Raw genomic sequence first — 25,552 nt, 5'->3', positions numbered from 1 at the left:
GGCATGTCGGCCCGGCGGGACCGTGCTCCAGCGAGAGTCGGTGCGTGCGCAGCGCCGAGCGGGCCGCTCACCAGCGGCGTGCCAGGCGCCTCTCGACGAGCCCGAGGAGACTGTCGGTCGCCTTGCCGAGGACGGCCAGCGCGATGATGGCGAGGAGGATCCGGTCCACCCTCCCGTTGTTCTGGGAGTCGGTGAGGAGGAAGCCCAGCCCCATCGAGGACGCGATGAGCTCCGCGGCGACGAGGAAGAGCCACGCCTGAGCCAGCGCGAGCCGCAGTCCGGCGGCCACCGACGGGGTCACGGCGGGCAGCTGCACCCGGGTGAGGAGTCCGACCCCGCGGTAGCCGTAGGCCCGACCCACCTCGACGAGGTGCGGGTCGACGTGCCGCAGCGCGGAGGCCACCGTCGTGTACACGGGGAAGAAGGCGCCGATGGCGATGAGCGTGACCTTGGAGTCCTCGTTGATGCCGATCCACAGGATGAGCAGCGGCACCCAGGCCAGCGACGGCACGGCGCGCGCCGCGCCCACGGTCCCGGCCAGCAGCGTGTCCGCCCAGCGGGACAGGCCGACCAGCGCCCCCACGGCCAGCCCGACGACCGCCCCGACGGCGAAGCCGAGGAGGACCCGCTGGGTCGAGATGGCCACGTGGGTCCACAGCGTCCCGTCGGCCGCGAGCTCCGTGCCCGCCGCCCACACCGCCGCGGGCGCGGGCAGCTGGTAGGAGGGGAAGACGCCGGTGACGGCGGTGAGCAGGTGCCACAGGCCGAGGAGCGCGAGCGGGACGGCGACGACGGCGAGGGCGCGCCACCGGGAGGAGCCCGCCTGCACGGGCGCGGCCTCCGCCGTCGTCTGCGCGTCGTGGGGCGTGGTGGCACGGGGGAGGGTGAGCGCGGCCATGTCAGGACCCCGCCTCGGTGATGGTCGTGGCGTCGGCCTGGCGGGCCCACGTGTCGTCGATGAGCGTGTCGAGGGCCTTGTCGATCTCCTCCTGGGTGCGCACGTCACCGGTCTCGACGAAGATCGGGCCGACCACCTCGAGGACGGCGCGTTGCGCGTCGCCGGGGACGGCCTCGACATCGAGGTTGGTGCGCTCGAGGACCACCCGCTCGGCGACGGCGGGCTCGATGCCGGCGACCTCGGCGAGGATCGCGACCGTCTCCTCGGGGTTCTCCGCCGCCCACTCCCGCGCCTTCTCGTAGGCGTCGACGACCACCTGTGCGAGGTCCGGGGACGTCTCGAGGAAGTCCTCGGTCGCGTTGAGGAAGCCGTAGGTGTTGAAGTCGACGTTCCGGTAGAGCAGCCGGGAGCCGGCGTTGATCTCCGTGTCCGCCATGATCGGGTCCAGGCCCGCCCACGCGTCGACGGCGCCGTTCTCCAGGGCCACCCGGCCGTCGGCGTGCTGGAGGTTCTGCACCTCGACGTCGGCGATGTCGACGCCGTGCTCCTCCAGGCTCTGGACGAAGAAGAAGTAGGGGTCGGTGCCGCGGGTCGCGGCGACCGAGCGGCCGGCCAGGTCCTCCACGGAGTCGATGTCCGAGTCCTCGGGGACGACGATCGCCGACCACTCGGGCTGGTCGAACAGCGCGATGGTGTGGATCGGGGACTCGTTGGCGCGGGCGAGCAGCGCGGCCGAGCCGGCCGTGGAGGCCACGTCGGCAGCGCCCGAGCGGAGCAGCTCGTTGGCCTTGTTCGAGCCGGCGGACTGCACCCACTCGACCGTGACGTCCGGGCCGAGGGTGGCCTCGAGCCAACCCTGCTCGCGGATGATGAGGCTGAGGGGGTTGTAGGTGGCGAAGTCGACGGTGAGGGTGTCGGCGCTCCAGGTACCCTCCCCGCCGTCGTCGGCGATCGCGGAGCCCTCACCGGCCACGCAGCCGGACAGGAGCAGGGCGCCGACGGCGGTGAGCGCGGCGGCGGTGGTGGTGCGGGTCATGGGCGTGCCTTCCGGGTGGGGTGGGGCTCAGGTGTGGTGGGTGTCGACCCCGAGGCCCTCGAGGAGCTCGGCGCGCAGGTGGGCGAGCTCGGTGCTGGCGCGGTCGCGAGGACGGGCACCGGGGACGTCGACGACGGTCTGGACCGTGCTCGCGCCGTCGGGGCCGGGCCCGAGGAGGACGACGCGGTCGGCGAGGTAGAGGGCCTCCTCGACGTCGTGGGTCACGAGAAGCACGGTGGTGGGCTCGGCGGCGTGGAGCTCGAGCAGGAGGTCCTGCATGTTGAGGCGGGTGAGGGCGTCCAGGGCGCCGAAGGGCTCGTCGAGGAGCAGCACCCCGGGTCGGCGGGCGAGGGCGCGGGCGAGGGAGGCGCGCTGGGCCATCCCGCCGGACACCTGGCGGGGGCGGTCCTCGGCGCGGTCGCCGAGACCGACGAGCCCGAGGAGCTCGGTGACCCGCTCCGCGCCGGCGGCCCGGTCGGTGCCGCGGGGCAGGCCGAGCGCGACGTTCTGGCGCAGGCTGCGCCAGGGCAGCAGGCGCGGTTCCTGGAAGGCGAAGGCGCAGCGCGGGTCGGCCCCGCTCACCGGGGTGCCGGCGATGGTGATCCGACCACCCGTGGGGGAGTCGAGGCCGCACACCTGGCGCAGGAGCGTGGACTTGCCGCAGCCGGAGGCACCGAGCAGCGCGACGATCTCCCCCGCGCCGACCGACAGGTCGACCCCCGCGAGGACGGTGCGGGGCGCCAGGCCGGCCCGCCGCGGGGCGAAGGTCCGGGTGACGCCCGCCAGCTCGACGGCGTGGGCGGGGTGCTCGCGGACGGCGGTGATGGTCATGGGGGCTCCTCGGGGTGGACGGCTCGACGCTAGGAGCGGCCCTGAGGGGTGACAACGGCCCGACCGGGTCCGTCCCACAGTCCGGTATGCCGGACTCCTTCGTCTCACTCCTCGGCCCGTCCGCGGGGAGTGCCGCCGGGACGCCGGGACGTCGACGGCCGGGAGGCCTGCACCCGGGCCAAGACCCGGGTCGTCGCCGACCTGCTTACGCGGACGTCGGCAGGGCGTCGAGGTCGCGCACGGCGTAGCGGTGGTGCTCCCACTCCTCCTCGAGGATCGTCCGCAGGCAGGAGAGCACCGTCTCCCCGTGCTCCGGCGCGTGCGGGTTACGGCGCGGTGCGTCGAGCTGCTCGGCGGTGACGTCGCTGAGGTACGCCCGGACCAGCGCCTGGCGGTCGGCGCGCGCCGCGAGCACCTCCTCGAACGACGGTGCCCGGGAGGAGAACTCCGAGCCGTCGAAGGCGGCGGTGCCGGCGCCGTCGTCGTCATTCGGCAGGCCGAGGGGATGGAAGGGGTGCTCGCGCTGAAGGACCGCCCGCCCGAGCCACGTGTCGGTGGCCATGACGAGATGGCGCAGAGTCTGGGCGAAGGACCACTCGCCGTCGACCGACCGGTCCACCGTGGCGGCAGGCATCGCGGTGGCACGGGCGACCGTGGCCGCCCACGTCTCCTCGAGGGCCGCCCAGGCGCGCCGCAACCCCTCCGGGTCGTCCGCCCTGCGCAGCTCCCGGCCCGGGAAGCGGCGGTCGAGCTCGGCGTCGACGAGCGGCACGACGTCGACCCCGTTGACGAGGAACGTGCCGCCGTCCTCGAGGAGCCACGGCGAGTCGACCTCCATCCCGGCGACGTCGCTGCCGCGCACGACGACGCCGCCGAGGTCGCAGCCGACGAAGCGCGACCCGCGCAGGTTGCGGCCGCGGAAGGTCCGTCCGTGCAGGTCCTCGGGCTCGTTCCCGTCCACGACACGACCTTGGCACGGCCCGCGTGCGCCGTACAGTCCTCGGGTGCACTACACCGAGTACGACACCCGTCTCGCTGCCTACGCCGTCATCGTCAACGACGCCGAGGAGCTCCTCCTCACCTGGTTCAACGGCGGCGCCGACGGCGGGACGCCGGGCTGGTCCCTGCCCGGCGGCGGCGTGGAGTTCGACGAGGCCGTCGAGGATGCCGTCGTGCGGGAGGCGTACGAGGAGACCGGCTACGACGTCGAGCTCGGGCCGCTGCTGACGATCCACCACCACACGGCACCGGCCGGTGGTCCCTTCCCCCGCCCCTACCGGTCCCAGCGCTTCCTCTTCCGCGCCCGCGTCGTCGGCGGGCAGCTGGGGACGACCGAGACGGGCGGGACCACGGACTTCGCGAGGTGGGTGCCCCTGGCCGAGCTGCCCCTGCCCGAGCGCACCGCGGAGATCGTCGACCTCGCCGTGCGGAGCGTCGAGCAGTGGTCTCAGGGGGCAGGGTCGTAGACCGTCGGCGCGCCCCACTGGAGGAGGAGGAGCGTGGCGTCGTCCTGGAGCCGCCCCTGCTGGTGGCGCAGGATGGCGGCGAACAGCCGCCGCACCGTCTCGGGCAGCGGGAGACGGTCGGCGGCCGCCCGCTCGACGTGGTCGACGAGGCGCTCGACGCCGAACTGCTGGCGGTTCGCGTCGCGCCCCTCGGTGATGCCGTCGGTGTAGAGCACGATGGTGTCCCCGCGCTCGAGCTGCTCCTCGCCCAGGGAGCTGTCGCGCAGGTCGAGGCCGAGCATGGGCCGGCGGCCGGCCACGAGCGACCTGACGACCTTGCCGTCGCGGAGGAGCAGCGGGTGGGGGTGACCGGCCGCGAGGTAGCGCAGCCGGCCGGTGTCGAGGTCGAGCTCACCGAGGACGCCGGTCGTGTACATCGTCTGCTCGGTGAAGTGCTCGGAGATCGTCCGGTGGACGTGGTCGGCCTGGGCGAACAGGCCCCTGCCCTGCCGCCGGGCGTTGCGGTAGGCCGCCAGGGCGGTGGCCGCCGCGAGGCTGGCCCGCAGGTCGTGACCGGTCGCGTCGAGGATGGCGAAGGAGGCCGAGCGGGAGGACAGGGCGTAGTCGAAGACGTCCCCGCCCATGTCGTCGCTCGGCTCGATGTGGCCGCTGACGAGCACCTTGCCGGTCCGCGCCGTCAGCGGGGGGAGCATGGTCCAGACGAGGTCGGCCTCGACCGTGCGGGGGCTGGTGCGGCGCACGGCGTCGACCGCGTCCCCGCACTCGGACCCCGCCGTGAGGAGGTAGCCGACGTAGTGGGCGAGCGTCCAGCACTCCCGGCGCAGCGCGGGGTCGTGGACGTCGTCCGGGCTGTCGGGGACGACCTCGAGGACACCGAGGCGGTCCGCGCCGTCGATGATCGGCACCCACAGGCGCGCCCGCCCATCGGTACCCGCGCCGTGCTGGGTGGTGACGAGCTGGTAGGCGCGCCCGGCGAGCGTGGACCCGATGCCCAGGGTGGGCCCACCCCGCCCGGAGGGCCCGGGCATCGGCGCGAGGGTCTCCTTCGCGTAGTCCGCGAGGTGCACGACGCAGGTGACACCGAGGTGGGCGGCGGCGCGGTCGACGGCGGCGGGCAGCTCGTCCGGCGCGCCCTCGTGGGTCGCACGGAGGAGCTCGGTGAGGGCTGCGAGGTGTCCGCTGGGCGGTCCGGCCACGCGCAGCGGCCGGGACAGCGGCGCGCGGACGCGGCCCAGGGCGTCGAGGTGCTCGTTGACCGCCAGCGCCACCCGGTCGCGCTGGGCGCCCGGCAGCTCGAGGGCGCCGTTGAGGTAGGCGTCCAGCTCCAGCGGCCCGGCGGTGCCCCCGAGCGAGAAGTACCGCAGCCACAGCTCGTCGGTGCTCAACGCGGCGCGCGTCTGGGCCTGGCGGGTGCGGTCCCGCTGCCGCGCTGCGCTGAGGGTGGCCACGTCACCGGGCCGCCCTCGGGGAGCTGAGCAGCCGCTGGGCCGTGGCGTGCACGCTGCGGCCCTCGCTGCGTGCCAGGCTCACGAGGTGGGCGAAGGCGACGTCCTCGGGCACGTGGTCGCGGCCCATGACGAAACCTGTTGCCCGGGTGACGGCGTCACGCTGCGCGAGCAGGGCCTGGACCTCCTCGCCGATCTCCCCGGCGCGGCGGAACCGGCGGGCGCTGCTGACGAGGATCGCCGCCTGGGCCGCGAGGAGCTTGGCGGTCGTCTCGTCGGTGCTCGAGAAGGCCCTGGTGTCCCGGGAGTAGAGCTTGAGGGCACCGACGGTCGCGCTGCCGGCGACGAGGGGCGTGCTCAGCACCGACCGCAGCCCGAGGCCGGCCACCGCGCTCGTCCAGCGGGGCCAGCGGGTCTCCGCGGTGACGTCGTCGACCCGCACCGACCGCTGCTCGCGCCACGCCGTGAGGCACGGCCCCTCGTCCAGCTCGTACTGGAGCGCGTCCGCGCTCGTGACGACGGGATCGGTGCCCGCGGCCGTGGTCGGGCTGCCGTCGTCCGCGGTCAGCGTGATGCCGGCGCCGGAGGCCACCGGCACGGTGTGCAGGACCGCTGCCGTAAGCAGCGGGAGGACCGCGTCGACCGCCTGGTCGGCGAGGAGCATGCCGGAGCTGCGGGCGACCGCGGGGGCCAGCTGACCGCTGACGGGCTCTGTCACGGCGGCACCTCACTCCCACGCCTCATCACATCGTCCTCCCGTGTGGCGCGGGCCACAAGGCCGCGGCACCGCGGGACCGCCCTCAGGCGCCCTCGCTCTCCTGGTCCGGTGGCGGCAGGGGCCGCCCGCGGCGGTAGAGCGCCCAGGTGAGCAGCCACAGGAGGAGCCCGATCGCGATGAGCCCGCCGGCGATCTGGTACGTGAGGGGCTCCTGCGCCCAGGGACCCACGAGGAAGGCGCAGGTGACCGCGCCGATGTAGGGCAGCACCGTCGGCGCGTGGAAGTGCTCGCGCTCCACGGGGCGCCGGCGCAGGACGATCGCCGCGACGTTGACCACCGTGAACACTGCGAGGAGCAGCAGCGCCGTCGTGCCGCCGAGGGCCGTCACCGTCTCCTCCCCGGCGACCTGGGTGACACCCCAGACGAGCCCGTAGGCGAGGAGCGTGGTGAAGACGATCGCCGCCCACGGGGAGCGGCGGCCGGGCAGCACCCTGCCCAGCAGCGGTGGCAGCACCTCGTGCCGGGCCATCCCGTAGACGAGGCGGCTGGCCATCATGAGGTTGATGAGCGCGGTGTTGGCGACGGCGAAGATCGACAGGAACGGGTAGATCGTGTCGACCGGGAGGCCGGGGGCGCCGCGGCGCACCACCTCGAGCAGCGGCGTCTGGCTGGCGGCGAGCTCACCGACGGGCACGACCGCGACGGCGGTGATGGAGACGAGCACGTAGATGAGCGCCGTGAGGCTCAGTCCGGTGAGCATGACCCGCGGGAAGACCCGGACCGGGTCCTTCGTCTCCTCGGCCATGTTGACGGAGTCCTCGAAGCCGACCATCGAGAAGAAGGCGAGGGCCGTCGCGGACGTGAGGGCGAGGAAGACGGTCTTGTCCTCGCTCGTCGCGAAGACCATCGCGCGCCCGAGGTCGACGTTCCCCTGCGACATCGCCCAGAAGCCGATGAGGATGACGACGAGGAGCCCGGTGAGCTCCACGAGCGTGAGGACGACGTTGGCAGCGAGGGACTCGGCCACGCCGCGCAGGTTGATGGCGGCGAGCAGGGTGATGAAGGTCAGCGCGATCATCGTGACGGCGCCCTGCCCCCAGTCCAGGCCGAAGCCGATGATGACGTTCTCCGCGAGGAACTTCGCGGCGGTCGACGCGGACGTCAGACCGGAGCTGAGCACCGCGAAGGTGACGAGGAAGGTGAGGACGTGGACGCCGAAGGCCTTGTGCGTGTAGAGCGCCGCACCGGCGGCCTGCGGGTACTTCGTCACGAGCTCGAGGTAGGAGAAGGCGGTGACGGTGGCGACGCCGAAGGCGAGGAGGATCGCGGCCCAGCCCGCGCCGCCCACCTCACCGGCGACCTCACCGGTGAGCGCGTAGACGCCCGTCCCGAGGATGTCGCCGACGATGAAGAGGAGCAGCAGCCTGGGGCCGATGGCCCGCTTGAGGTCCGGTGTCGTCCCGGCCGACGTCGAGGTGCTCATCCCACGTCCCTTCGGGGCCCGGGCACGTCCCCGCCGGACGGCTCGTGCCGGAAGATTCGTCCTCGCCGCCCGGCGCCGCAACCGGAAGGTCGCGGGCCGGGCGGGTCGGGCGTCAGTGGCGGCGCATGGCGTCGCGGACCAGGTCGTGGATGTCGGTGTTGTCGCGCACGTCGACCATCCGGGACGCACCCGGCCCCTCGGCGCTCGCGGGGGTGGCCGCACCGGTGTGCCCGCCGGTGGTCCAGTCGACGGTGAAGGTGAGGTCGGTGCCCGCGAGCGTGAACGGCCCCTCCTCGGCCTGCTCGCCCTCGCCGGACTCGTCCCCGTCGTCGACGAGCTCGATCGCCAGGCCGCCGGTCTCGTGGTCCCCGACGACGACGATCAGCGTGTCACGGTGGCGCGCGGCGAACTCGCGGGCCAGGGCGACGGTCTCGTCCAGCGCCTGGCCGGAGTCGACCACCTCCTGACCGTGCCCGTGGTGGGCCATCTCGTCGATGCCCTCCTCCTCGATGACGAGGAAGAACCCGTCCCGGTCCCGCGACAGGATGTCCAGGGCCTTGTCCGCCATGTCCCGCAGCGGCACGGACGGCTCGTAGAGCGGTGCCGCCGGGCCGACGTGCTCGAACATCTCCTCGTTCGCGAACAGTCCCAGCAGCCTGCCCCGGTCCGGTGCGTCCGCGAGCTCCTCGGCGGTACTGACGTACCGGTAGCGCAGCTCCTGCGCGCGCTCGACGAGATTGCCGGCCGTGCCCTTGCTGGCCTCGGTCGGGTCGCTCGGCGGGTTGTCCGGCCACCGGCCCTCGTCCCCGGCGGGGTACCACCAGTCCTCGCCACCGCCGAGGATGACCTCCACCCCGGTCTCCTCCAGGTACTGCCGGGCGATCTCGCTCTGGTTGCCGCGGTCGGCCACGTGCGAGCCGAAGGCCGCGGGTGTCGCGTCGGTGACCTGCGACGTGGTGACCAGGCCGGTGGACTTCCCGGCGCGCTCCGCCCTCTCGAGCAGGGTGCGGACCGGGTCGCCGTCCAGGTCGACGGCGATCGCGCCGTTGTAGGACCGCACCCCCGTGGAGAAGGCGGTCGCCCCGGCCGCGGAGTCGGTGACGACCTCCTCCGGGTCGGCCGGGTCGGTCTGCGCCCAGCCCTGGTAGCGCAGCTGGTTCATCTCCAGCTCGCCGTCGCGCCCGACGGTCGCGAGCCGGATGAGCTCGCGGTGGGCGATGCCCATGCCGTCCCCGACGATGAAGATGACGTTCTTCGCACGGCCTCGGTCGTCACCCCGCCCGTGGTGCCCGCGGTCCCCGTCGTCCCCCCACCACGGGGAGCCGGCTCCCACACCGCCCGCCAGGACAAGGGCCAGGGCCGCACCGGCCACCTTCGCACCTCGTGTACGCATCGTTGCCACACCCCCTGGAGTCGCACCGCTCTCACGGTCACGCCCCCAGTGGTCATGACCGGGGCGGCTCCGCACGCCACCGTACGCCCGGCCCGGCCGCCGCGCGGGGCGGGCAGCGCGGAGCGCTCAGGGGCAGGGGTGACCGTTGTCGAGGCGCACGAGGAGCCAGTCCAGCTGCGGTGAGGAGGCGACCATCTCGCGGGCCTCCCCACCGCCGAGCGGGTAGAGCGTGAGCTCGGTGCCGTCGGCCACGTCCCAGGGCGCCTCGCCGTCGGCGGGTCGCCACAGCGACCCGTCGAGCGGACCGAGGACGGGGGTGTCGCACGACGGGTCGGCGCGGTAGACGTACCGGACGGCCCGGTCCGCGGGCAGGTCGTCCCCGTCCGTGACCAGCGGCTCCGCCGGGCCGGCCAGCGCCGGGTCGGGACGGATCTGCTCGTCGGCGGCCGTGCTGCCGGGAGCCGTCAGCGCCACCTCGACGAGGGTGCGTTCCTCCGGCTCCCCCGGGTACGGGTCGCGCGCCGCCAGCTGGACCCGGAACGGGCCGTCCGGCAGGAGGTCCCGGGACACGGCCACGACGAACGCGTGCGGGTTCGCGTCGTCGTGACAGGCGTCGGGCTCTCCGGGGACCACGATGTCGCCGTGGACGAGGTCGTCGGCGACGACGACGCCGTCCAGGCGGACCGGGCAGCCGGTGCCGTAGACGGCACCGAACCACACGGCGACCTCCCGCTCCCACTCCACCTCGGCCGGGTCACCCGCCAGGCCGGCCGACCGCCACAGCGACCGCAGCTGGCCGTCGGTCGTGGCGACCCCCGTCCGGTAGGGCTCACCCGTCAGCCCCTCGCCGAGCAGCCGCCAGCCCTCGCCCGCCGTCACCTGCGCCGGCCCGGTCCCACCCCGAGCGGCCGGGCTCTCGGTGCCGTCCGGGCCGGTGCCCTCCACCGTCCCGCACGCGCCGAGGAGCAGCAGACCTGCCTTGAGCACCGCCGAGCGTGCCACGCCCACGGGCCCGCGTCGTCGTCTCTCCCGCACGTGCGTCACCTCCCGGTCCCAGTGTGCTCGCGGTGCGCCTCTCGGGGGCGCCGTCTGACGCCGTCGGGAATGAAACGCCGCGGGGTGAGGTTGAGCCACATAGACTCAAGTTCACCCCCGCCGAGTTGACATGTCGGCGAGGAGGCGCAGACTTGAGCGTGGACGACTCAAGGGCCGGGACCTCCCGGCCCGCGCACAGGACAGGAGAACGACACATGGCACGAGCGGTCGGAATCGACCTGGGCACCACCAACTCCGTGGTGTCCGTCCTCGAGGGTGGCGAGCCCACCGTCATCGCGAACGCCGAGGGCGCTCGCACGACGCCGTCGGTGGTCGCCTTCAGCAAGTCCGGCGAGGTGCTCGTCGGTGAGGTCGCCAAGCGTCAGGCGGTGACCAACGTCGACCGGACCATCACCTCGGTCAAGCGCCACATGGGCACCGACTGGTCCCAGCAGATCGACGACAAGAGCTACACCGCGCAGGAGATCTCCGCGCGTGTCCTCGGCAAGCTCAAGCGCGACGCCGAGCAGTACCTGGGTGAGACGGTCACCGACGCGGTCATCACCGTCCCCGCGTACTTCAACGACGCCGAGCGTCAGGCGACCAAGGACGCCGGTCAGATCGCCGGCCTCAACGTCACCCGCATCGTCAACGAGCCCACCGCCGCGGCCCTGGCCTACGGCCTCGAGCGCGGCAAGGAGGACGAGCTCATCCTCGTCTTCGACCTCGGCGGCGGCACCTTCGACGTCTCCCTCCTGGAGATCGGCAAGGACGACGACGACTTCTCCACCATCCAGGTCCGCGCCACCAACGGCGACAACCGCCTCGGTGGTGACGACTGGGACCAGCGCATCGTCGACTGGCTCGTCACCCAGGTGAAGAACAAGGACGGCATCGACCTGTCCAAGGACAAGATCGCCCTCCAGCGTCTGCGCGAGGCGGCCGAGCAGGCCAAGAAGGAGCTCTCCTCGACGACGAGCACCAACATCTCGCTGCAGTACCTGTCGATGAGCGAGAACGGCCCCATCCACGTGGACGAGAAGCTCACCCGGGCCCAGTTCCAGGAGATGACCAAGGACCTCCTCGACCGCACCAAGGCCCCCTTCCAGGCCGTCATCAACGATGCCGGGATCAAGGTCGCGGACATCGACCACGTCGTCCTCGTCGGTGGCTCCACCCGCATGCCCGCCGTCACGGACCTCGTCAAGGAGCTGACCGGCGGCAAGGAGCCCAACAAGGGCGTCAACCCGGACGAGGTCGTCGCCGTCGGCGCCGCCCTCCAGGCCGGCGTCATCCAGGGTGACCGCAAGGACATCCTCCTCATCGACGTCACCCCGCTGTCCCTGGGCATCGAGACCAAGGGCGGGGTGATGACCAAGCTCATCGAGCGCAACACCGCGATCCCGACCAAGCGCTCGGAGGTGTTCTCCACCGCCGAGGACAACCAGCCCAGCGTCCTCATCCAGGTCTTCCAGGGTGAGCGCGAGTTCGCCCGGGACAACAAGCCGCTGGGCACCTTCGAGCTCACCGGCATCGCCCCGGCACCCCGCGGCATGCCGCAGATCGAGGTCACCTTCGACATCGACGCCAACGGCATCGTCCACGTGTCCGCCAAGGACCGCGGCACGGGCCAGGAGCAGTCGATGACCATCACCGGCGGCTCGGCCCTGCCCAAGGACGAGATCGACCGCATGGTCAAGGAGGCCGAGGCGCACGCCGCCGAGGACAAGAAGCGCCGCGAGGAGGCCGAGGCCCGCAACACCGCCGAGCAGCTCGTCTACTCGACCGAGAAGCTCCTGACGGACAACGCGGACAAGCTCCCCGAGGACGTCTCCAGCGAGGTCCGCTCCGCCGTCGACGACCTCAAGAAGGCGCTCGAGGGCGACGACGTCGCCGAGATCACCGCGAAGCAGCAGGCGCTGACGACCGTCTCGCAGAAGATCGGCGAGGCCCTCTACGCCCAGCAGCAGAGCGCCCCCCAGGACGCTCCCGCCCCGGGTGAGGCCCCGTCCGGCACGGACGAGGACGTCGTGGACGCCGAGATCGTGGACGAGGACGAGAACAAGTGACCGAGGAGAACCCCCAGGCCCAGGGCCCGCCCGAGACCGAGCAGGTCAAGCCGGTCGTCCGCGACAAGCGGCGCATCGACCCGGAGACGGGCAAGGTGCGCGAGCCGGCGCAGGACAACGCGCAGGAGGCCACCGACGGCGCGCCGGACGAGCAGCCCGAGCAGCCGCAGGACGGCGCCCTGGCCGCCGCCAAGGCGGAGGCCGCCGACCTGAGCGAGCAGCTCGCCCGCCGCAACGCCGACCTGTACAACCTCCAGCAGGAGTACAACGGCTACGTGCGCCGGTCCAAGGCCGCTGCCTCCGAGCAGCGCGCCGCGGGGCAGGTCGAGGTCGTCGAGGCGCTGCTCGGTGTCCTCGACGAGATCGAGCTGGCGCGCCAGCACGGTGACCTCACCGGCCCGCTCGGCGCGACAGCCGAGAAGATGGAGGCGACCCTCGTCCAGCGCTTCGGCCTCGAGCGTTTCGGTGCCCCCGCCGAGGAGTTCGACCCCGAGCTGCACGACGCGCTCATGAGCACGCCGGACCCGGAGGCGACGTCCACGACGGTCGCCCAGGTCATGCAGCCCGGCTACCGGATCGGTGAGAAGGTGCTGCGCGCCGCCCGCGTCGCGGTCACCAGCCCCGAGTAGCGGTGACGCGAGGTGCCGGCCCGCCCTCCGTGGGCGCGGCCGGCACCGTCCCCACGACACGACGACGAGGAGGTGAGGCCCGGTGACCGGCCAGGACTGGATCGAGAAGGACTTCTACAAGACGCTCGGCGTCTCCAAGGACGCCGACGACGCGACGATCAAGAAGGCGTACCGCAAGCTGGCCCGGGACCTCCACCCCGACCGCAACCCCGGTGACGCGTCTGCCGAGGGGCGTTTCAAGGAGGTCGGGGAGGCCTACTCGGTGCTCTCCGACCCCGAGCAGCGCAAGCAGTACGACGCCATCCGGGCGATGGCCGGCGGCGGTGCCCGCTTCTCCGCCGGGGCCGGCGGTCCTGCCGGCGGCGCCGGCTTCGAGGACCTCTTCGGCGGGATGTTCGGTGGCGGCGGCGGCCGCACCCGCTTCTCCACCGGTGGCGGCGGTGGCTTCGAGGACATCCTCCAGGACATGTTCTCCGGCGGCGGTGGCGGCGGAGGTTTCGGCTCACGGCGCACCACCCAGCGGGGCGGGGACATCACGACGAGCGCGACGCTGCCCTTCCGCAACGCGGTCGAGGGCTCCACGGTCCAGCTCACCACCAACGGCCGCTCGATGAACGTGCGGATCCCCGCCGGTGTCAGCGACGGCCAGAAGATCCGGCTGCGCGGCAAGGGGCAGGCCGGCCGCGGCGGCGGGGAGCCCGGCGACATGGTCGTCACCGTGCACGTCGAGCCGCACCCCGTCTTCACGATGGACGGCCTCAACCTCAAGGTCACCGTGCCGGTGACCTTCGCCGAGGCCGCGCTCGGCGCGACCATCGACGTGCCCACCATCTCCGGGGACACGGTCCGGGTGAAGGTGCCCGCCGGGACGCCGTCGGGACGGACGCTGCGGGTCAAGGGCCGCGGCGTCGACACACCCAAGGCGACCGGTGACCTGCTCGTCACCGTCCAGGTGGCCGTGCCGAGCCATCTGCCGGCCGACGCCCGCAAGGCCGTCGAGGCCTTCGCGGACGCCACCCGGGGTGAGGACCCGCGCGCCGACCTCAGGGCCCGCGCGGCACGCTGACACGCGAGAGGAGAGCGTGATGGACATCGACGACGACGCACCCCTCTACGTCATCTCCGTGGCCGCCGAGCTCGCGGGGATGCACCCCCAGACACTGCGCCAGTACGACCGCCTCGGCATCGTCACCCCCCAGCGCGCTCGTGGCCGCGGACGGCGCTACTCGCGGCGGGACGTCGACTCGCTGCGCGAGGTCCAGCGCCTGTCCCAGGACGAGGGCATCAACCTCGCGGGGATCCGCCGGATCATCGAGCTCGAGCGTGAGCTCGACCGGGCCCGCGACGAGCTCCGGCGGCTGCGCACGATCACCACGGCGCGGGTCTTCGCCGCGGACCCGTCCGGCGAGGTGAGTGAGCTCGCGCCGGGCCGCCGCCCGCGCCGCTCCGGTGGCGCCCTCGTCATCTGGCGCCCGCCCTACCGCGGCTGACGCAGCCCCGGCACACTGGGGGCATGGCCGACGACGACGTCCTGCGCCACCTGCACGCCACCGGTGCCGCCCTCGGGCGTCCGCCCGAGCCCGTGCCCGAGGCCGACCCCTGGGAACCCGACGACCCTCTCGACGCGCACAGCGCCGTCGTCGTCGTCTTCACCGGCCTGCCGCACCTGCGGGTCCACCTCCACGACGACGGCGAGGACGCCGTCCACCTCGACACCTACGTCACCTTCGACGTGCCGCGGGCGCACACCGTCGCCGTCGTCCGCGCGCTGCTGTCCGGGCAGGGGGCCTACACGAGGGTCCCGGGAGGCATGGTCGGTGCGATCTCCCGACGGCTCGGGCTGGAGATCGTCGAGGAGCTCGCCGTCGACGTGGCGGGCGCGACCTACGCGCAGGCGGTGCCGTGGGTGCCGGCCAGCCCTCTCAACGGCTGGCTCGCCGGGCTCCCGCGGCGTCCGTGACCCCCCCACCTGGCATGCTGGTGCCGCCACCGATGCGAGAAGGAGCCGACATGACTGCGAACGAGGGCGGACCGGACGAGCCGCGCTACGGGCGGCGCCTGCCCGAGGGGCAGCAGCCGCCGACCTACGGCCAGCCGACCGGCGAGAGCCAGCAGGCCGGGTACGGCCAGCAGGGCTACGGGCAGCAGCCTGGCGGCTACGGCCAGCAGGGTTCCGGCCAGCCGGGGTCCTACCCGCCCGGGGGCTACGGTCAGCAGAACTACGGGCAGCCCGGCAACTACGGCCCGCCCGGTGGGTACGGTCAGCCAGGTGGGTACGGCCAGCCCGGTGGCTATGGCTACGGCCCCGGGCCGAGCGGGCCCCCGCCCAAGCGCACCGGCCCCGTCGTCATGATCGTCGTGTCCGCGATCGCGATGGTCGCAGCGCCCGTCATCGGCTTCTTCATCGGTATCGCCTCGATCCTCGACTCGGTCGAGGGCATGGCGGGTGGTGCTCAGATCACCAACGGCGGGTCCACCGACCTCGAGGCCGACACCGACTACGTCATCTACTTCGACAGCTCGTCGGTCGACGCCAGCCAGATCGAGTGCACGATCACCGGGCCCGGCGGCCAGGACGTCGCCACGGCCCCGGACACCCTCGGCCTGGACGTGCCCGACGCCGCGGTCGGCCTCGGCTTCACGACGACGCAGGGCGGGGACCACACCGTCGACTGCGACCTGCCGCAAGGCGTCGGCTCGACCCTCACCGTCGGCCCGCCGCTCGACATCAGCGACCTCACGAGCATCGGCGTCGCCGTCCTCGTCGGCCTGGCTGTCGGCTTCCTCGCCTTCATCCTGCTCATCATCGGCATCGTCTGGCTCGTGCGCGTCAACAAGCGCATCCGCACCGGCCAGTACTGACCAGCCGCACCCCCCGAAACTTCGCAATTGGTGGGTTGCCTGACGCCGGAAGTCGCTTTCCGCGTCAGTCGACCCACCAATTGCGAAGGTTTCGGAGGGGGAGGAGGAGGTCAGTCGGTCAGGCGCTGCCAGAGGAACTCGTGGGCCAGGGCCTGCATGAAGGCGGCCTGGGCGTTCGTCGCGGCGCCGCCGTGGCCGCCCTCGATGTTCTCGTAGTACGTGACGTCCTTGCCCGCCTCGGCCATGAGCGCCATCATCTTGCGCGCGTGGCCGGGGTGGACGCGGTCGTCCCGGGTGGACGTCGTGAAGAGCACGGGCGGGTGCTCGTCGGCGGGGTCGAAGCGGTGGTACGCGGAGAACGTCCTGATGAACTCCCACTGCTCGGGGTCGTCCGGGTCGCCGTACTCGGCCGTCCACGACGCCCCGGCGAGCAGGTGGCTGTAGCGCTTCATGTCGAGCAGCGGCACCTGGCACACGATGGCCCCGAAGAGCTCGGGGTAGCCGGTGATCATGTTGCCCATGAGCAGCCCCCCGTTGGAGCCCCCCTGCGCGCCGAGGTGCGCGGGGTCCGTGACGCCGCGGGCCACGAGGTCGCGCGCGACGGCGGCGAAGTCCTCGTAGGCGCGGTGGCGCTTCTCCTTGAGCGCGGCCTGGTGCCAGCGCGGCCCGTACTCCCCGCCGCCGCGGATGTTGGCGACGACGTAGGCCCCGCCCCGCGCGAGCCACGCGCGCCCCACGGTGGCGGAGTACGCGGGCAGCCGCGGGATCTCGAAGCCGCCGTAGCCCGACAGGAGCGTCGGGAGCGGGCGCACCACCTCGTTGTCCGCCACGGGCGTCGGGGAGACCTGGAAGTACGGCACCCGGGTGCCGTCGTCGGACACGGCGAAGTGCTGCTCGACGTGCAGGCCCGCGGTGTCGAAGAAGGCGGGCAGGGCCTTGAGCGGCTCGAGGCCGACGACGCGGGCGTCCTCGTCGAGGTCGAGGCGGGCCAGCGTCGTCGGGGTGAGGAAGCCCGTGACGGTGAGCCACAGGGCGTCGGACTCGTCCGGGTCGACGGCGCCGACGGCGATCGTCGCCAGCTCCGGCGCCTCCCAGCCGGTCCCGGCGGAGGCGAGGTCGAGCGGGCGGCGCTGCCACGCCCCGTCGGTGGGGGTGAGCACCTCGAGGCGGTTGGTCACGTCGTCGAGGACGTTGAGGACGAGGTGGTGCCGCGTCCACGTCGCCCCGACGAGCGCCGTCGACTCCGTGGGCCCGTAGAGCACCGCGAAGTCCCGGCTGCCGGCGAGGAAGTCGTCCAGACGGATGGCGAGCAGCCCCCCGCCGGGCAGCACCCGGCCGTCGACCTCCCAGTCCTCGCGGAGCTCGACGGTGAGCCACTCGCGGTGGAGGTCGGGTTCCGCGGAGCGCGGGACGTCGATGCGGGTGAGGCCGCCGTCCTCGAGGAGGTACATGTCGGAGTCGTAGAACGCCCGCGCCCGCCAGACGACGTCCCGCTCGAAGCCGGGCGTGAAGTCGTGGCCGGCACCGATCGACATGTCGGTGTGCTCCCCGGCGAACACCTCCGGCGCGTCCGCCAGCGCGGTGCCCCGCGTCCACCGGCGCACGGTGCGCGGGTAGCCGGAGGGCGTCATCGAGCCCTCCCCGACGTCCGTGTAGGCGTACACGACGTCCCCGGAGGTGTCCGCCCAGCGCAGCGCTCCCTTGGACTCCTCACGGACGAAGCCGTCGGCGACGAAGGTCTTGGTCACGAGGTCGAACTCGCGCGTGACGTCGGCGTCGGCGCCGCCGCGGGACAGCGCGACGAGCGCCCGCTCGTAGGCGGGGCGCAGCACCTGGGCGCCGTGCCACACCCAGCTCACCCCCTCCTCGGCGGCGAGGGCGTCGACGTCGAGGAGCACCTCCCACTCCGGCTCGTCGGTGCGGTAGGACTCCCACGTGGTGCGCCGCCACAGGCCGCGCTCGTGCTCGGCGTCGGTCCAGAAGTTGTACAGGTGCTCGCCGCGCTGGACGACCGCCGGGATCTTGTCCGTCGAGTCGAGGACCTCGAGGATCTCCTCACGCAGCTGCGTGAAGCGCTCGGTCTCCAGGGCACTGACGGCCCGGTCGTTGTGGCCGCGGACCCAGTCCAGGGCGGCGTCGCCCTCGACGTCCTCGAGCCAGGCGTGGGGGTCGGTGGGGGGAGTCGTCATGGGGACATCCCATCACGCGCGTGGGCGGCCGGGTCCCCGTGGTGGGGCCCGGCCGCCCACGGGTCACTCGTCGCCGACCTTCCTGTCGGCGGCGTCCCGCGCCTTGTCGATCTGATCGCCGTGGGTGCCGCCGGTCTTGGCGTCAGCGGCGTCGCCGGCCTTGTCGAGGGCGGCGTCGCTCTTCTGCTCGTCGCCGAGGGCGTCCTTGGCCTTGTCACCGATACCCATGCTCGGTCCCCTTCCGTCTGCGCCGCCGGGTCGCGGCTCGTCCCCCGACAGTGCGCCCGCCCGCCCGTGGGCGCAACGGGAGAGCGCCGGGCGCTGCGGCTGGCGGGCCACCCCCGACGGGCAGCTCGGGCACCTCGCCGGGCGGCGCCCGCTCGCGTCGGTCGCGCTCACCGGTCTGCGGCTGGAGCTCGGCCGTGTCGATAGCCTCGACGGATGAGTGACATCCACGAGCTCAGCGCCCTCGCCCTCGCCGCCGCCGTCCGCTCCGGTGAGCTCGCCCCCGACGACGTCGTCGAGCACACCCTCGACCGGGCCGAGCGCCTGGGTCCCGCCGTCGGCGCCTTCGCCCACCTCACCCCCGACCTCGCCCGCGAGCAGGCGGCGGCCGCGACCCGCCGGCTGCGCGACGGGGGAGAGCTGCCACCGTTCCTCGGCGTCCCCGTCCCGGTCAAGGACCTCGCGATGGTCGCCGGCCAGCCCTTCGAGGCGGGCAGCGCCGCGCTGCGCGGCTACGTCGCCCCCGCCGACGACGGCGTGACGGTGCGGCTGCGGGAGGCCGGCACGCTCATGGTCGGCAAGACGACGACGCCGGAGCTCGGCCTGCCGTCCTACACCGAGCCGGACGTGGCGCCCCCGGCGCGCAGCCCCTGGGACCCGCGCCGCAGCGCGGGCGGCTCCTCCGGCGGGGCGGCCGCGGCCGTGGCCGCCGGGATCGTCCCCGCCGCGCACGCGAGCGACGGCGGCGGGTCCATCCGCATCCCCGCTGCGGCGTGCGGGCTCGTCGGGCTCAAGCCCAGCCGAGGTCGCGTCTCCAAGGGCCCGCGCGGCGTCGACGGCGCCGGCCTCACCGTCGACGGCGTCGTCACCCGCACGGTGCGCGACACCGCCGCCTTCCTCGACGTCCTCTCCGAGCCGTGGCCCGGCGACCACTACCTCCTCCCCGGCCCGCGCACGTCCTTCCTCGCGGCCTGCGGCCACCCGCCGCGCGAGCTGCGCATCGGTGTCCTCACCCGGCCGATCAACGTCCACGAGGCGCCGGTGCACGAGACGTCCCTGGCGGCCGTCGACCGCGCCGTGCGGCTGCTGGAGGACATGGGTCACGCGGTGACGACCACCCGGGTGCCGTTCAGCCCGGAGGAGTGGAACGCCTTCAACCCGCTGTGGGCGGTCGGCGCACTGTCCGCGCCGGTCCCGCCGGAGGCCGAGGAGCTTCTCGTACCGCTCACCCGGTGGATGCGCGAGCAGGGACGGCGGTACTCCGGTGTCGACTACGCCACCGCCGTCGCCGCGGTCCAGCGCCTGGCGCGCTCGGCGGCCGAGGTGTGGCGCGACCTCGATGTCGTCCTCACCCCGGCGCTCGCGACCCCCGCCCCGTTCATCGGCGGGATGCGCGACGACGCGGACCCCGCGGCCGACTTCGAGGCGCAGAAGGCCTTCACCCCGTGGACGAGCCCGTGGAACATGCTCGGTGCCCCGGCGATCACCATCCCGCTGCACCGGGCCGAGGTGGACGGTGTCACGCTGCCGGTCGGCGTCCAGCTGGGCGCCACGCGCCTCGGCGACGAGGAGCTGCTCCTCGGCCTGGCCGCCGCCCTCGAGGAGGCCGACCCCTGGCCCACGGACCCCGTCGAGCCGGCCTGAGGCCCGTGCACGCGCGGGGCGGTGCGAGATCGCGCCGCCCCGGGCAGGCGGGCACGCCGGCGATACGCCCGGCGGGCGTGGCACCACGGTCGCGGAGGGTGCGGCTCGGGGCGCGGTCCGAGAGGGCCGTTCGTCAGTCGGGTGACTCCACGGGCGGGCCGGGGGACCGGCTCGGCGCCTCCTCGGGCGTCTGCCCGGGGGAGGGCGGGCCGGGGGAGCCGCCCGGCGTCTCCTCCGGCGGCTCGACGGACGGTGAGCTCGGGGGCGTGGTGGGCGGCTGCCCGGGGGGCGGTGGGTCCGCCAGCGGTGCCGCGGGCTCGTGCACGGGCTGCGGCTCGCCCGGCGGGACGGCGGGCCCGCCCGGGCCGGGTCCGGGGGGAGGAAGCGTCGACATGGTCGTGACTCCTTCGGTCGGTGGTCCGTGTCCGAGCCTGCTCCCGTCGGCGGCCCGGCGCATCTCGGGAGTCCTCCCCGCGCACGGACAGACTTGAGCGGAATAGACTCAACCCTGCGGCGTTGACCTCAGTGGAACCAGAACTCACCCGGAGGACCCGATGGACAAGCTGACCACCAAGTCGCAGGAGGCGATCGCCTCCGCCATGCGCTCGGCCGCGACGGCCGGCAACCCCCAGCTCGAGCCCGTCCACGTGCTCGTCGCCCTGCTCGAGCAGCCCGGCGGTGTCGCCCCCGCCCTCGTCGACGCCGTCGGCGCCAACCGCGCGGCCATCGTCGAGCGGGCCACTGCTGCGGCCGCCGCCCTCCCCGGCGCCTCCGGCTCGTCCGTGGCGCAGCCCTCCCCGTCTCGCCCGATGATGACCGTCATCACGCAGGCAGGGGAGGAGGCGACCGCCCTCGGTGACGAGTTCGTCTCCACGGAGCACCTCCTCCTCGCCCTCGCCCGCAGCGAGAGCCCGGCCGGGCAGGTCCTGCGCGACCTCGGCGCCGACCGCGACACGCTCCTCGACGCCCTGCCCGCGGTCCGCGGCTCCGGTCGCGTGACCAGCGCCGACCCCGAGGGCACCTACAACGCCCTGGAGAAGTACGGCCAGGACCTCACCGCCGCCGCCCGTGACGGGCGCCTGGACCCCGTCATCGGCCGCGACGCCGAGATCCGCCGCGTCGTCCAGGTCCTGTCCCGCCGCACGAAGAACAACCCGGTCCTCATCGGTGAGCCCGGTGTCGGCAAGACCGCCGTCGTCGAGGGCCTGGCCCAGCGCATCGTCAACGGGGACGTGCCCGAATCGCTGCGCGACAAGCGCCTCATCGCCCTCGACCTCGGCTCGATGGTCGCCGGTGCGAAGTACCGCGGCGAGTTCGAGGAGCGGCTCAAGGCCGTCCTCCAGGAGATCAAGGACTCCGACGGCGAGGTCGTCACCTTCATCGACGAGCTCCACACGGTCGTCGGCGCCGGTGCCGCCGAGGGCGCGATGGACGCCGGCAACATGCTCAAGCCGATGCTCGCGCGCGGTGAGCTGCGGATGGTCGGCGCCACGACGCTCGACGAGTTCCGCGAGCACATCGAGAAGGACCCGGCCCTCGAGCGCCGCTTCCAGCAGGTCTTCGTCGGTGAGCCCTCCGTCGAGGACACCGTCGCGATCCTGCGCGGCATCGCGCCCAAGTACGAGGCCCACCACCAGGTGACGATCTCCGACGGCGCGCTCGTCGCCGCGGCCACGCTCTCCGACCGCTACATCAGCGGGCGCCAGCTGCCCGACAAGGCCATCGACCTCGTCGACGAGGCCGCCTCCCGCCTGCGCATGGAGCTCGACTCCTCACCGGAGGAGGTCGACGCGCTGCGCCGCTCCGTCGAGCGGCTGCGGATGGAGGAGGCCTACCTCGTCGAGTCCGCCGACGCCGACGACCCCGCCTCCCGGGACCGCCTCGAGCGCCTGCGTGCCGAGCTCGCCGACCGCTCGGAGGAGCTCGCGGCCCTCACCGCCCGCTGGGAGGCGGAGAAGGCCGGCCACAACCGCGTCGGTGACCTCAAGCAGCGACTCGACTCGCTGCGCACGGAGGCCGACCGCGCCGAGCGCGAGGGCCGCTACGAGGACGCCGGCCGCCTGCGCTACGGCGACATCCCGGCCGTGGAGCGGGAGATCCGCGAGGCCGAGGCCGCCGAGGCCACCCAGACGGCCGAGACCCCGATGATCGCCGACCGCGTCTCCGCGGACGAGGTCGCCGAGGTCGTCGCCGCCTGGACCGGCATCCCGGTCGGCCGCCTCCTCGAGGGGGAGACCGAGAAGCTGCTCCGCATGGAGGACGTCCTCGGCCAGCGGCTCATCGGCCAGCGGACCGCGGTCCAGGCCGTCTCCGACGCCGTGCGGCGCTCGCGGGCGGGCCTGTCCGACCCCGACCGGCCCACCGGCTCCTTCCTCTTCCTGGGACCCACCGGCGTCGGCAAGACCGAGCTGGCCAAGTCCCTGGCCGACTTCCTCTTCGACGACGAGCGCGCGATCGTGCGGATCGACATGAGTGAGTACTCCGAGAAGCACTCCGTCTCCCGCCTCGTCGGTGCCCCTCCGGGGTACGTCGGCTACGAGGAGGGCGGCCAGCTCACCGAGGCGGTGCGCCGCCGGCCCTACTCCGTCGTCCTGCTCGACGAGGTGGAGAAGGCCCACCCGGAGGTCTTCGACATCCTCCTCCAGGTGCTCGACGACGGCCGGCTCACCGACGGGCAGGGCCGCACGGTGGACTTCCGCAACGTCATCCTCGTCCTCACCTCCAACCTCGGCTCGCAGTTCCTCGTCGACCAGGCGATGCCGGAGGAGGCCAAGCGCGAGGCGGTCATGGCGGCGGTCCGGGCGGCCTTCAAGCCCGAGTTCCTCAACCGGCTCGACGACGTCGTCCTCTTCGACGCGCTCAGCCTCGAGGAGCTCGGCGCGATCGTCGAGCTCCAGGTCGCCCGGCTGCGTGACCGGCTCGCCGAGCGCCGCATCACGCTGGAGGTGACGACGGCGGCCGCCGAGTGGCTCGCCTTCGAGGGTTACGACCCCGCGTACGGCGCGCGACCGCTGCGCCGGCTCGTCCAGCGCGAGATCGGCGACCAGCTCGCCCGGCTCATGCTCGGCGGGCAGGTGGCCGACGGCGCGACCGTCACCGTCGACCGCGGTCCCGAGGGCGGTCTCGTCCTCACCGTCGAGGCCGACACGGCAGCCGTCGCCACGCTCCCGTAGCCGAGCTCCTCCCGGGGGCTGGGGACACCGGGGGTTGTCCACAGGTGGCACCCTGGGAGCCATGAACGCTTTCGACCAGGTGGAGCTGCCGGACTTCCCCCACGCCGTCGTCGTCACCGACACCGGCGGCACGCGACTGACCCACGGGGAGGTGTCCCGGTCCTTCCCGTGGGCGTCGGTGACGAAGCTGCTGACGGCGACCGCCACGCTCGTCGCCGTCTCCCGCCACCTCGTCGACCTCGAGGACGCCGTCGGGCCGGAGGGGGCCACGGTGCGGCACCTGCTCGCCCACGCCTCGGGCGTGGCGATGGACTCCGACGACGTCCTGGGCGCCCCCGGCCGCCGGCGCATCTACAGCAACCGCGGCATGGAGATCGTCGCCGACCACGTCGCCGAGGCGACGGGCACCGACTTCGCCGACTGGCTGGAGGACACGGTCCTCGTGCCGCTCGGCCTGAGCACCGTCGTGCTCGAGGGCTCCCCGGCCCACGGCGCCCACGGGAGCGCCGAGGACCTCGCCGCGTTCGGTCGTGAGCTCCTCGCGCCCTCCGTGCTCGACCCCGAGCTCCTCGCCGAGGCGGCCACCGTCCAGCTGCCCGGCCTGCCCGGCGTGCTGCCCGGCTTCGGGCGCCAGGACCCCAACGACTGGGGTCTGGGCTTCGAGATCCGCGGCACCAAGTCGCCGCACTGGACCGGCAGCGGCAACTCGCCGCAGACCTTCGGCCACTTCGGCCAGTCCGGCAGCTTCCTGTGGGTCGACCCGCAGGCCGGGGTGGCCACCGCCTTCCTCGGCGCGGAGCCCTTCGGGGAGTGGGCCGCCGGGCTCTGGCCGGGCCTGTCCGACGCCGTCCTCACCGACCTGCGCTGACGCTAGCCTGCTGCCATGCCAGCCGCTCCAGACGCCCCCGTCGTCGGCCTCGTCCTCAGCGGTGGTGGCGCACGGGCCAGCTTCCAGCTCGGTGCGCTGCGCTATCTCTACGACCGCGCGGGGATCGCCCCCTCGGTCATCACGGGGACCTCGGCGGGCTCGATCCTCGCCGGCGTCCTCGCCCAGTCGGCCGAGACCGCCGGGCAGCGGGCCGCCCTGGCCCAGCTCGAGGACCTCTGGCGGGGGATGACCAGCTCCTCGGACATGTTCGCGGAGCTGCCGTGGTTCAGCCGGCTGCGTGAGCGCGGCCCGGTGTGGGCCCAGGCGCTCGAGCGGCGCCAGCGCCGCCAGGGCGCGCTGGGCCGCTCGTTCAAGCGGGTGGCCGTGCTGCGCGAGGAGATCTCCACGGCCGCCGAGCGCGTGGTCCGCCCGGCGCACGGGGACGGGCGCCGGGCCGAGCGGCCGGACACCGAGGAGCCGCAGGCCGAGCCCGTCGACCTCCCGCCCGTCCCGATCGCGCCGAGCCGCCTCACCCCGGCCGGCGAGCCCGCCGACGAGGAGGCCGCGAGCGCCGACCACGCGCACCAGCGCCCGGAGCCGTCGACCTCCGGGCCGGGCCGCTTCCTCGAGTCGATCGACATGCTCCGCACGATGAGCCGCGCCAGCGCCGACCTCGAGACGATCGCCGAGGGCGCCCGCCGTGAGCGCTCGATGTACCGGCCCGGCCCCATCGTCGACCGGCTCGTCGACCCGGAGGTCTTCCGGCCCGAGGCCGTCGCGGCGTCCGGCGTCACCCTGCGCGTCGCCGTCGTCGGCCTCGAGAGCGGGGAGCTGCGCTACGTCACCGAGGACGGCACCCTCGTCGACCGGGACAACCGTCCCCTGGGCGACGGTCCCGTCGACCTCGTCGAGGCCGTCCGTGCGTCCTGCGCCATCCCCATGGTCTTCGCGCCGGTGCGGCTGGGGGAGGAGAACTACGTCGACGGCGGGGTCCGCGAGTCCCTGCCCGTGGACGTCGCGATGACCCACCTCGGCGTGGACACCTGCTACGCCGTCGTCGCCGGACCGTCGGGGCTGCGCCGCGAGGACTCCTACGACGAGAAGGACATGCTCGCCATCCTCATGCGCACGACGACGGCCATCATGACCGACGAGGTGCAGCGTGACGAGGTGGTCCGGGCACGGGCCGCGGGCGCGGTCGTCATCGAGCCCGAGTTCGACGTCCACGACACCCTCACCATCGAGCCCGGGCTCGTCGCGCTCGCGATGGACTACGGCTACCTCCGGGCGGCCGAGGCGGTCCTCGGGGCGAGCGCTGAGGAGCAGGCCGTCACCCGCGAGCTCGTCCTCCTGCGGCGCCGGATCTGGCACGCCGAGGAGGCGGCCTTCGCCGCGGACGCCGCCGAGACCGAGCGGCTGGAGCGGGTCGCCGAGATCGCCGGCCTCAAGTACACGCTTCGTGACCTGCTGCGTCGGGTGCCCGCCGAGCGGCTGCCCGAGGGGGCCGAGGAGTGGTGGCGCACGTGGGAGCACCACCGCACGGAGATCACCCTCGCCCCCAGCTGGGTGCCCCCGCGCGGCTGAGCGC

23 protein-coding genes are annotated in these 25,552 nt (G+C 73.7%); 11 read left to right on the top strand and 12 right to left on the bottom strand.

The window, feature by feature from the left end; genetic code table 11:
- Positions 1–67 precede the first annotated feature (67 nt).
- From GD632_RS03115 to GD632_RS03100, 4 genes are all read right to left on the bottom strand, one after another.
- Positions 68–898 carry an ABC transporter permease gene (locus tag GD632_RS03115; protein ID WP_152188617.1) on the bottom strand — a complete coding sequence of 277 codons (831 nt, stop codon included), beginning with the start codon at positions 896–898 and terminating at the stop codon, positions 68–70.
- A gap of 1 nt (position 899) precedes the next feature.
- Positions 900–1,934, bottom strand: a complete 1,035-nt coding sequence (locus tag GD632_RS03110) for an aliphatic sulfonate ABC transporter substrate-binding protein (RefSeq protein WP_152188615.1) — start codon at positions 1,932–1,934, stop codon at positions 900–902.
- A 27-nt stretch (positions 1,935–1,961) separates the two neighbouring features.
- The gene (locus GD632_RS03105; protein WP_152188613.1) at positions 1,962–2,765 is read right to left on the bottom strand and encodes an ABC transporter ATP-binding protein; all 804 of its coding nucleotides are present in this window, start codon (positions 2,763–2,765) and stop codon (positions 1,962–1,964) included.
- A 205-nt stretch (positions 2,766–2,970) separates the two neighbouring features.
- The gene (locus tag GD632_RS03100; RefSeq protein WP_152188611.1) at positions 2,971–3,726 is read right to left on the bottom strand and encodes a DinB family protein; all 756 of its coding nucleotides are present in this window, start codon (positions 3,724–3,726) and stop codon (positions 2,971–2,973) included.
- A 43-nt stretch (positions 3,727–3,769) separates the two neighbouring features.
- On the opposite strand from GD632_RS03100, the gene GD632_RS03095 reads away from it, so the two are divergent.
- Positions 3,770–4,231: an NUDIX hydrolase gene (locus GD632_RS03095; protein WP_152188608.1), complete on the top strand. Its 462-nt coding sequence runs from the start codon at positions 3,770–3,772 to the stop codon at positions 4,229–4,231.
- On the opposite strand, the gene GD632_RS03090 is transcribed toward GD632_RS03095, so the two are convergent.
- The 5 genes from GD632_RS03090 to GD632_RS03070 form a co-directional block, all read right to left on the bottom strand.
- Positions 4,213–5,679: a PP2C family protein-serine/threonine phosphatase gene (locus tag GD632_RS03090; protein WP_152188605.1), complete on the bottom strand. Its 1,467-nt coding sequence runs from the start codon at positions 5,677–5,679 to the stop codon at positions 4,213–4,215. The genes GD632_RS03095 and GD632_RS03090 overlap by 19 nt on opposite strands.
- A gap of 1 nt (position 5,680) precedes the next feature.
- A complete protein-coding gene (locus GD632_RS03085; RefSeq protein WP_152188603.1) occupies positions 5,681–6,394 on the bottom strand; it encodes a GAF and ANTAR domain-containing protein in 714 nt (237 codons plus the stop codon).
- Between the two features lie 82 nt (positions 6,395–6,476).
- Positions 6,477–7,877 (bottom strand): APC family permease, encoded by a 1,401-nt coding sequence (locus GD632_RS03080; protein ID WP_152188601.1) that lies wholly within the window; start codon positions 7,875–7,877, stop codon positions 6,477–6,479.
- Between the two features lie 112 nt (positions 7,878–7,989).
- Positions 7,990–9,270: an alkaline phosphatase gene (locus tag GD632_RS03075; protein ID WP_152188598.1), complete on the bottom strand. Its 1,281-nt coding sequence runs from the start codon at positions 9,268–9,270 to the stop codon at positions 7,990–7,992.
- A 126-nt stretch (positions 9,271–9,396) separates the two neighbouring features.
- Positions 9,397–10,305 carry a hypothetical protein gene (locus tag GD632_RS03070; protein ID WP_152188596.1) on the bottom strand — a complete coding sequence of 303 codons (909 nt, stop codon included), beginning with the start codon at positions 10,303–10,305 and terminating at the stop codon, positions 9,397–9,399.
- Positions 10,306–10,520: 215 nt separating this feature from the next.
- On the opposite strand from GD632_RS03070, the gene dnaK reads away from it, so the two are divergent.
- From dnaK to GD632_RS15875, 6 genes are all read left to right on the top strand, one after another.
- Positions 10,521–12,374, top strand: coding sequence for a molecular chaperone DnaK (dnaK, locus tag GD632_RS03065; protein WP_152188594.1), 1,854 nt, complete (start codon positions 10,521–10,523; stop codon positions 12,372–12,374).
- Positions 12,371–13,003, top strand: a complete 633-nt coding sequence (locus tag GD632_RS03060) for a nucleotide exchange factor GrpE (RefSeq protein WP_152188592.1) — start codon at positions 12,371–12,373, stop codon at positions 13,001–13,003. Before dnaK ends, GD632_RS03060 begins: the two co-directional genes overlap by 4 nt.
- An 82-nt stretch (positions 13,004–13,085) precedes the next feature.
- Positions 13,086–14,069, top strand: coding sequence for a DnaJ C-terminal domain-containing protein (locus tag GD632_RS03055; RefSeq protein ID WP_152188590.1), 984 nt, complete (start codon positions 13,086–13,088; stop codon positions 14,067–14,069).
- 19 nt (positions 14,070–14,088) lie between these two features.
- Positions 14,089–14,493, top strand: a complete 405-nt coding sequence (locus GD632_RS03050; RefSeq protein WP_152188588.1) for a heat shock protein transcriptional repressor HspR — start codon at positions 14,089–14,091, stop codon at positions 14,491–14,493.
- Positions 14,494–14,516: 23 nt separating this feature from the next.
- Entirely contained in the window at positions 14,517–14,963 is a 447-nt protein-coding gene (locus tag GD632_RS03045; protein WP_152188586.1) for a hypothetical protein, read from the top strand.
- Between the two features lie 50 nt (positions 14,964–15,013).
- A complete protein-coding gene (locus GD632_RS15875; protein ID WP_193311318.1) occupies positions 15,014–15,865 on the top strand; it encodes a hypothetical protein in 852 nt (283 codons plus the stop codon).
- A gap of 110 nt (positions 15,866–15,975) precedes the next feature.
- Here GD632_RS15875 and GD632_RS03035 read toward each other — a convergent pair whose 3' ends face one another.
- Both GD632_RS03035 and GD632_RS03030 read right to left on the bottom strand, forming a co-directional pair.
- Entirely contained in the window at positions 15,976–18,054 is a 2,079-nt protein-coding gene (locus tag GD632_RS03035; RefSeq protein WP_152188584.1) for a prolyl oligopeptidase family serine peptidase, read from the bottom strand.
- 63 nt (positions 18,055–18,117) lie between these two features.
- Positions 18,118–18,282 (bottom strand): antitoxin, encoded by a 165-nt coding sequence (locus GD632_RS03030; protein ID WP_152188582.1) that lies wholly within the window; start codon positions 18,280–18,282, stop codon positions 18,118–18,120.
- A 213-nt stretch (positions 18,283–18,495) separates the two neighbouring features.
- On the opposite strand from GD632_RS03030, the gene GD632_RS03025 reads away from it, so the two are divergent.
- Positions 18,496–19,923: an amidase gene (locus GD632_RS03025; protein ID WP_152188580.1), complete on the top strand. Its 1,428-nt coding sequence runs from the start codon at positions 18,496–18,498 to the stop codon at positions 19,921–19,923.
- Between the two features lie 133 nt (positions 19,924–20,056).
- Here the strand turns inward: GD632_RS03025 and GD632_RS03020 are convergent, their stop codons facing one another.
- On the bottom strand, positions 20,057–20,317 hold the full coding sequence (locus GD632_RS03020; RefSeq protein ID WP_152188578.1) for a hypothetical protein: 261 nt from the start codon (positions 20,315–20,317) through the stop codon (positions 20,057–20,059).
- 160 nt (positions 20,318–20,477) lie between these two features.
- On the opposite strand from GD632_RS03020, the gene clpB reads away from it, so the two are divergent.
- The 3 genes from clpB (at position 20,478) to GD632_RS03005 (ending at position 25,548) form a co-directional block, all read left to right on the top strand.
- Entirely contained in the window at positions 20,478–23,096 is a 2,619-nt protein-coding gene (gene clpB / locus GD632_RS03015; RefSeq protein ID WP_152188576.1) for an ATP-dependent chaperone ClpB, read from the top strand.
- Positions 23,097–23,157: 61 nt separating this feature from the next.
- Complete coding sequence (locus GD632_RS03010) at positions 23,158–23,964, top strand: serine hydrolase domain-containing protein (protein ID WP_152188574.1); 807 nt, start codon at positions 23,158–23,160, stop codon at positions 23,962–23,964.
- A gap of 15 nt (positions 23,965–23,979) precedes the next feature.
- The gene (locus GD632_RS03005) at positions 23,980–25,548 is read left to right on the top strand and encodes a patatin-like phospholipase family protein (RefSeq protein ID WP_152188571.1); all 1,569 of its coding nucleotides are present in this window, start codon (positions 23,980–23,982) and stop codon (positions 25,546–25,548) included.
- Positions 25,549–25,552: the final 4 nt, after the last annotated feature.

This window comes from Georgenia satyanarayanai, assembly GCF_009193135.1.
Classification (GTDB): domain Bacteria; phylum Actinomycetota; class Actinomycetes; order Actinomycetales; family Actinomycetaceae; genus Oceanitalea; species Oceanitalea satyanarayanai.
Note: the sequence above shows the minus strand (reverse complement) of the source record. Positions and strands in the feature narration are given on the sequence as shown.

What these genes read in the sequence shown, in the direction of transcription:
- GD632_RS03115 (WP_152188617.1), bottom strand. Translation starts at nt 898, where the DNA reads ATGGCCGCGCTCACCCTCCCCCGTGCCACCACGCCCCACGACGCGCAG.
- GD632_RS03110 (WP_152188615.1), bottom strand. Translation starts at nt 1,934, where the DNA reads ATGACCCGCACCACCACCGCCGCCGCGCTCACCGCCGTCGGCGCCCTG.
- GD632_RS03105 (WP_152188613.1), bottom strand. Translation starts at nt 2,765, where the DNA reads ATGACCATCACCGCCGTCCGCGAGCACCCCGCCCACGCCGTCGAGCTG.
- GD632_RS03080 (WP_152188601.1), bottom strand. Translation starts at nt 7,877, where the DNA reads ATGAGCACCTCGACGTCGGCCGGGACGACACCGGACCTCAAGCGGGCC.
- GD632_RS03075 (WP_152188598.1), bottom strand. Translation starts at nt 9,270, where the DNA reads ATGCGTACACGAGGTGCGAAGGTGGCCGGTGCGGCCCTGGCCCTTGTC.
- dnaK (WP_152188594.1), top strand. Translation starts at nt 10,521, where the DNA reads ATGGCACGAGCGGTCGGAATCGACCTGGGCACCACCAACTCCGTGGTG.
- GD632_RS03050 (WP_152188588.1), top strand. Translation starts at nt 14,089, where the DNA reads ATGGACATCGACGACGACGCACCCCTCTACGTCATCTCCGTGGCCGCC.
- GD632_RS03045 (WP_152188586.1), top strand. Translation starts at nt 14,517, where the DNA reads ATGGCCGACGACGACGTCCTGCGCCACCTGCACGCCACCGGTGCCGCC.
- GD632_RS15875 (WP_193311318.1), top strand. Translation starts at nt 15,014, where the DNA reads ATGACTGCGAACGAGGGCGGACCGGACGAGCCGCGCTACGGGCGGCGC.
- GD632_RS03035 (WP_152188584.1), bottom strand. Translation starts at nt 18,054, where the DNA reads ATGACGACTCCCCCCACCGACCCCCACGCCTGGCTCGAGGACGTCGAG.
- GD632_RS03030 (WP_152188582.1), bottom strand. Translation starts at nt 18,282, where the DNA reads ATGGGTATCGGTGACAAGGCCAAGGACGCCCTCGGCGACGAGCAGAAG.
- GD632_RS03025 (WP_152188580.1), top strand. Translation starts at nt 18,496, where the DNA reads ATGAGTGACATCCACGAGCTCAGCGCCCTCGCCCTCGCCGCCGCCGTC.
- GD632_RS03020 (WP_152188578.1), bottom strand. Translation starts at nt 20,317, where the DNA reads ATGTCGACGCTTCCTCCCCCCGGACCCGGCCCGGGCGGGCCCGCCGTC.
- clpB (WP_152188576.1), top strand. Translation starts at nt 20,478, where the DNA reads ATGGACAAGCTGACCACCAAGTCGCAGGAGGCGATCGCCTCCGCCATG.
- GD632_RS03010 (WP_152188574.1), top strand. Translation starts at nt 23,158, where the DNA reads ATGAACGCTTTCGACCAGGTGGAGCTGCCGGACTTCCCCCACGCCGTC.
- GD632_RS03005 (WP_152188571.1), top strand. Translation starts at nt 23,980, where the DNA reads ATGCCAGCCGCTCCAGACGCCCCCGTCGTCGGCCTCGTCCTCAGCGGT.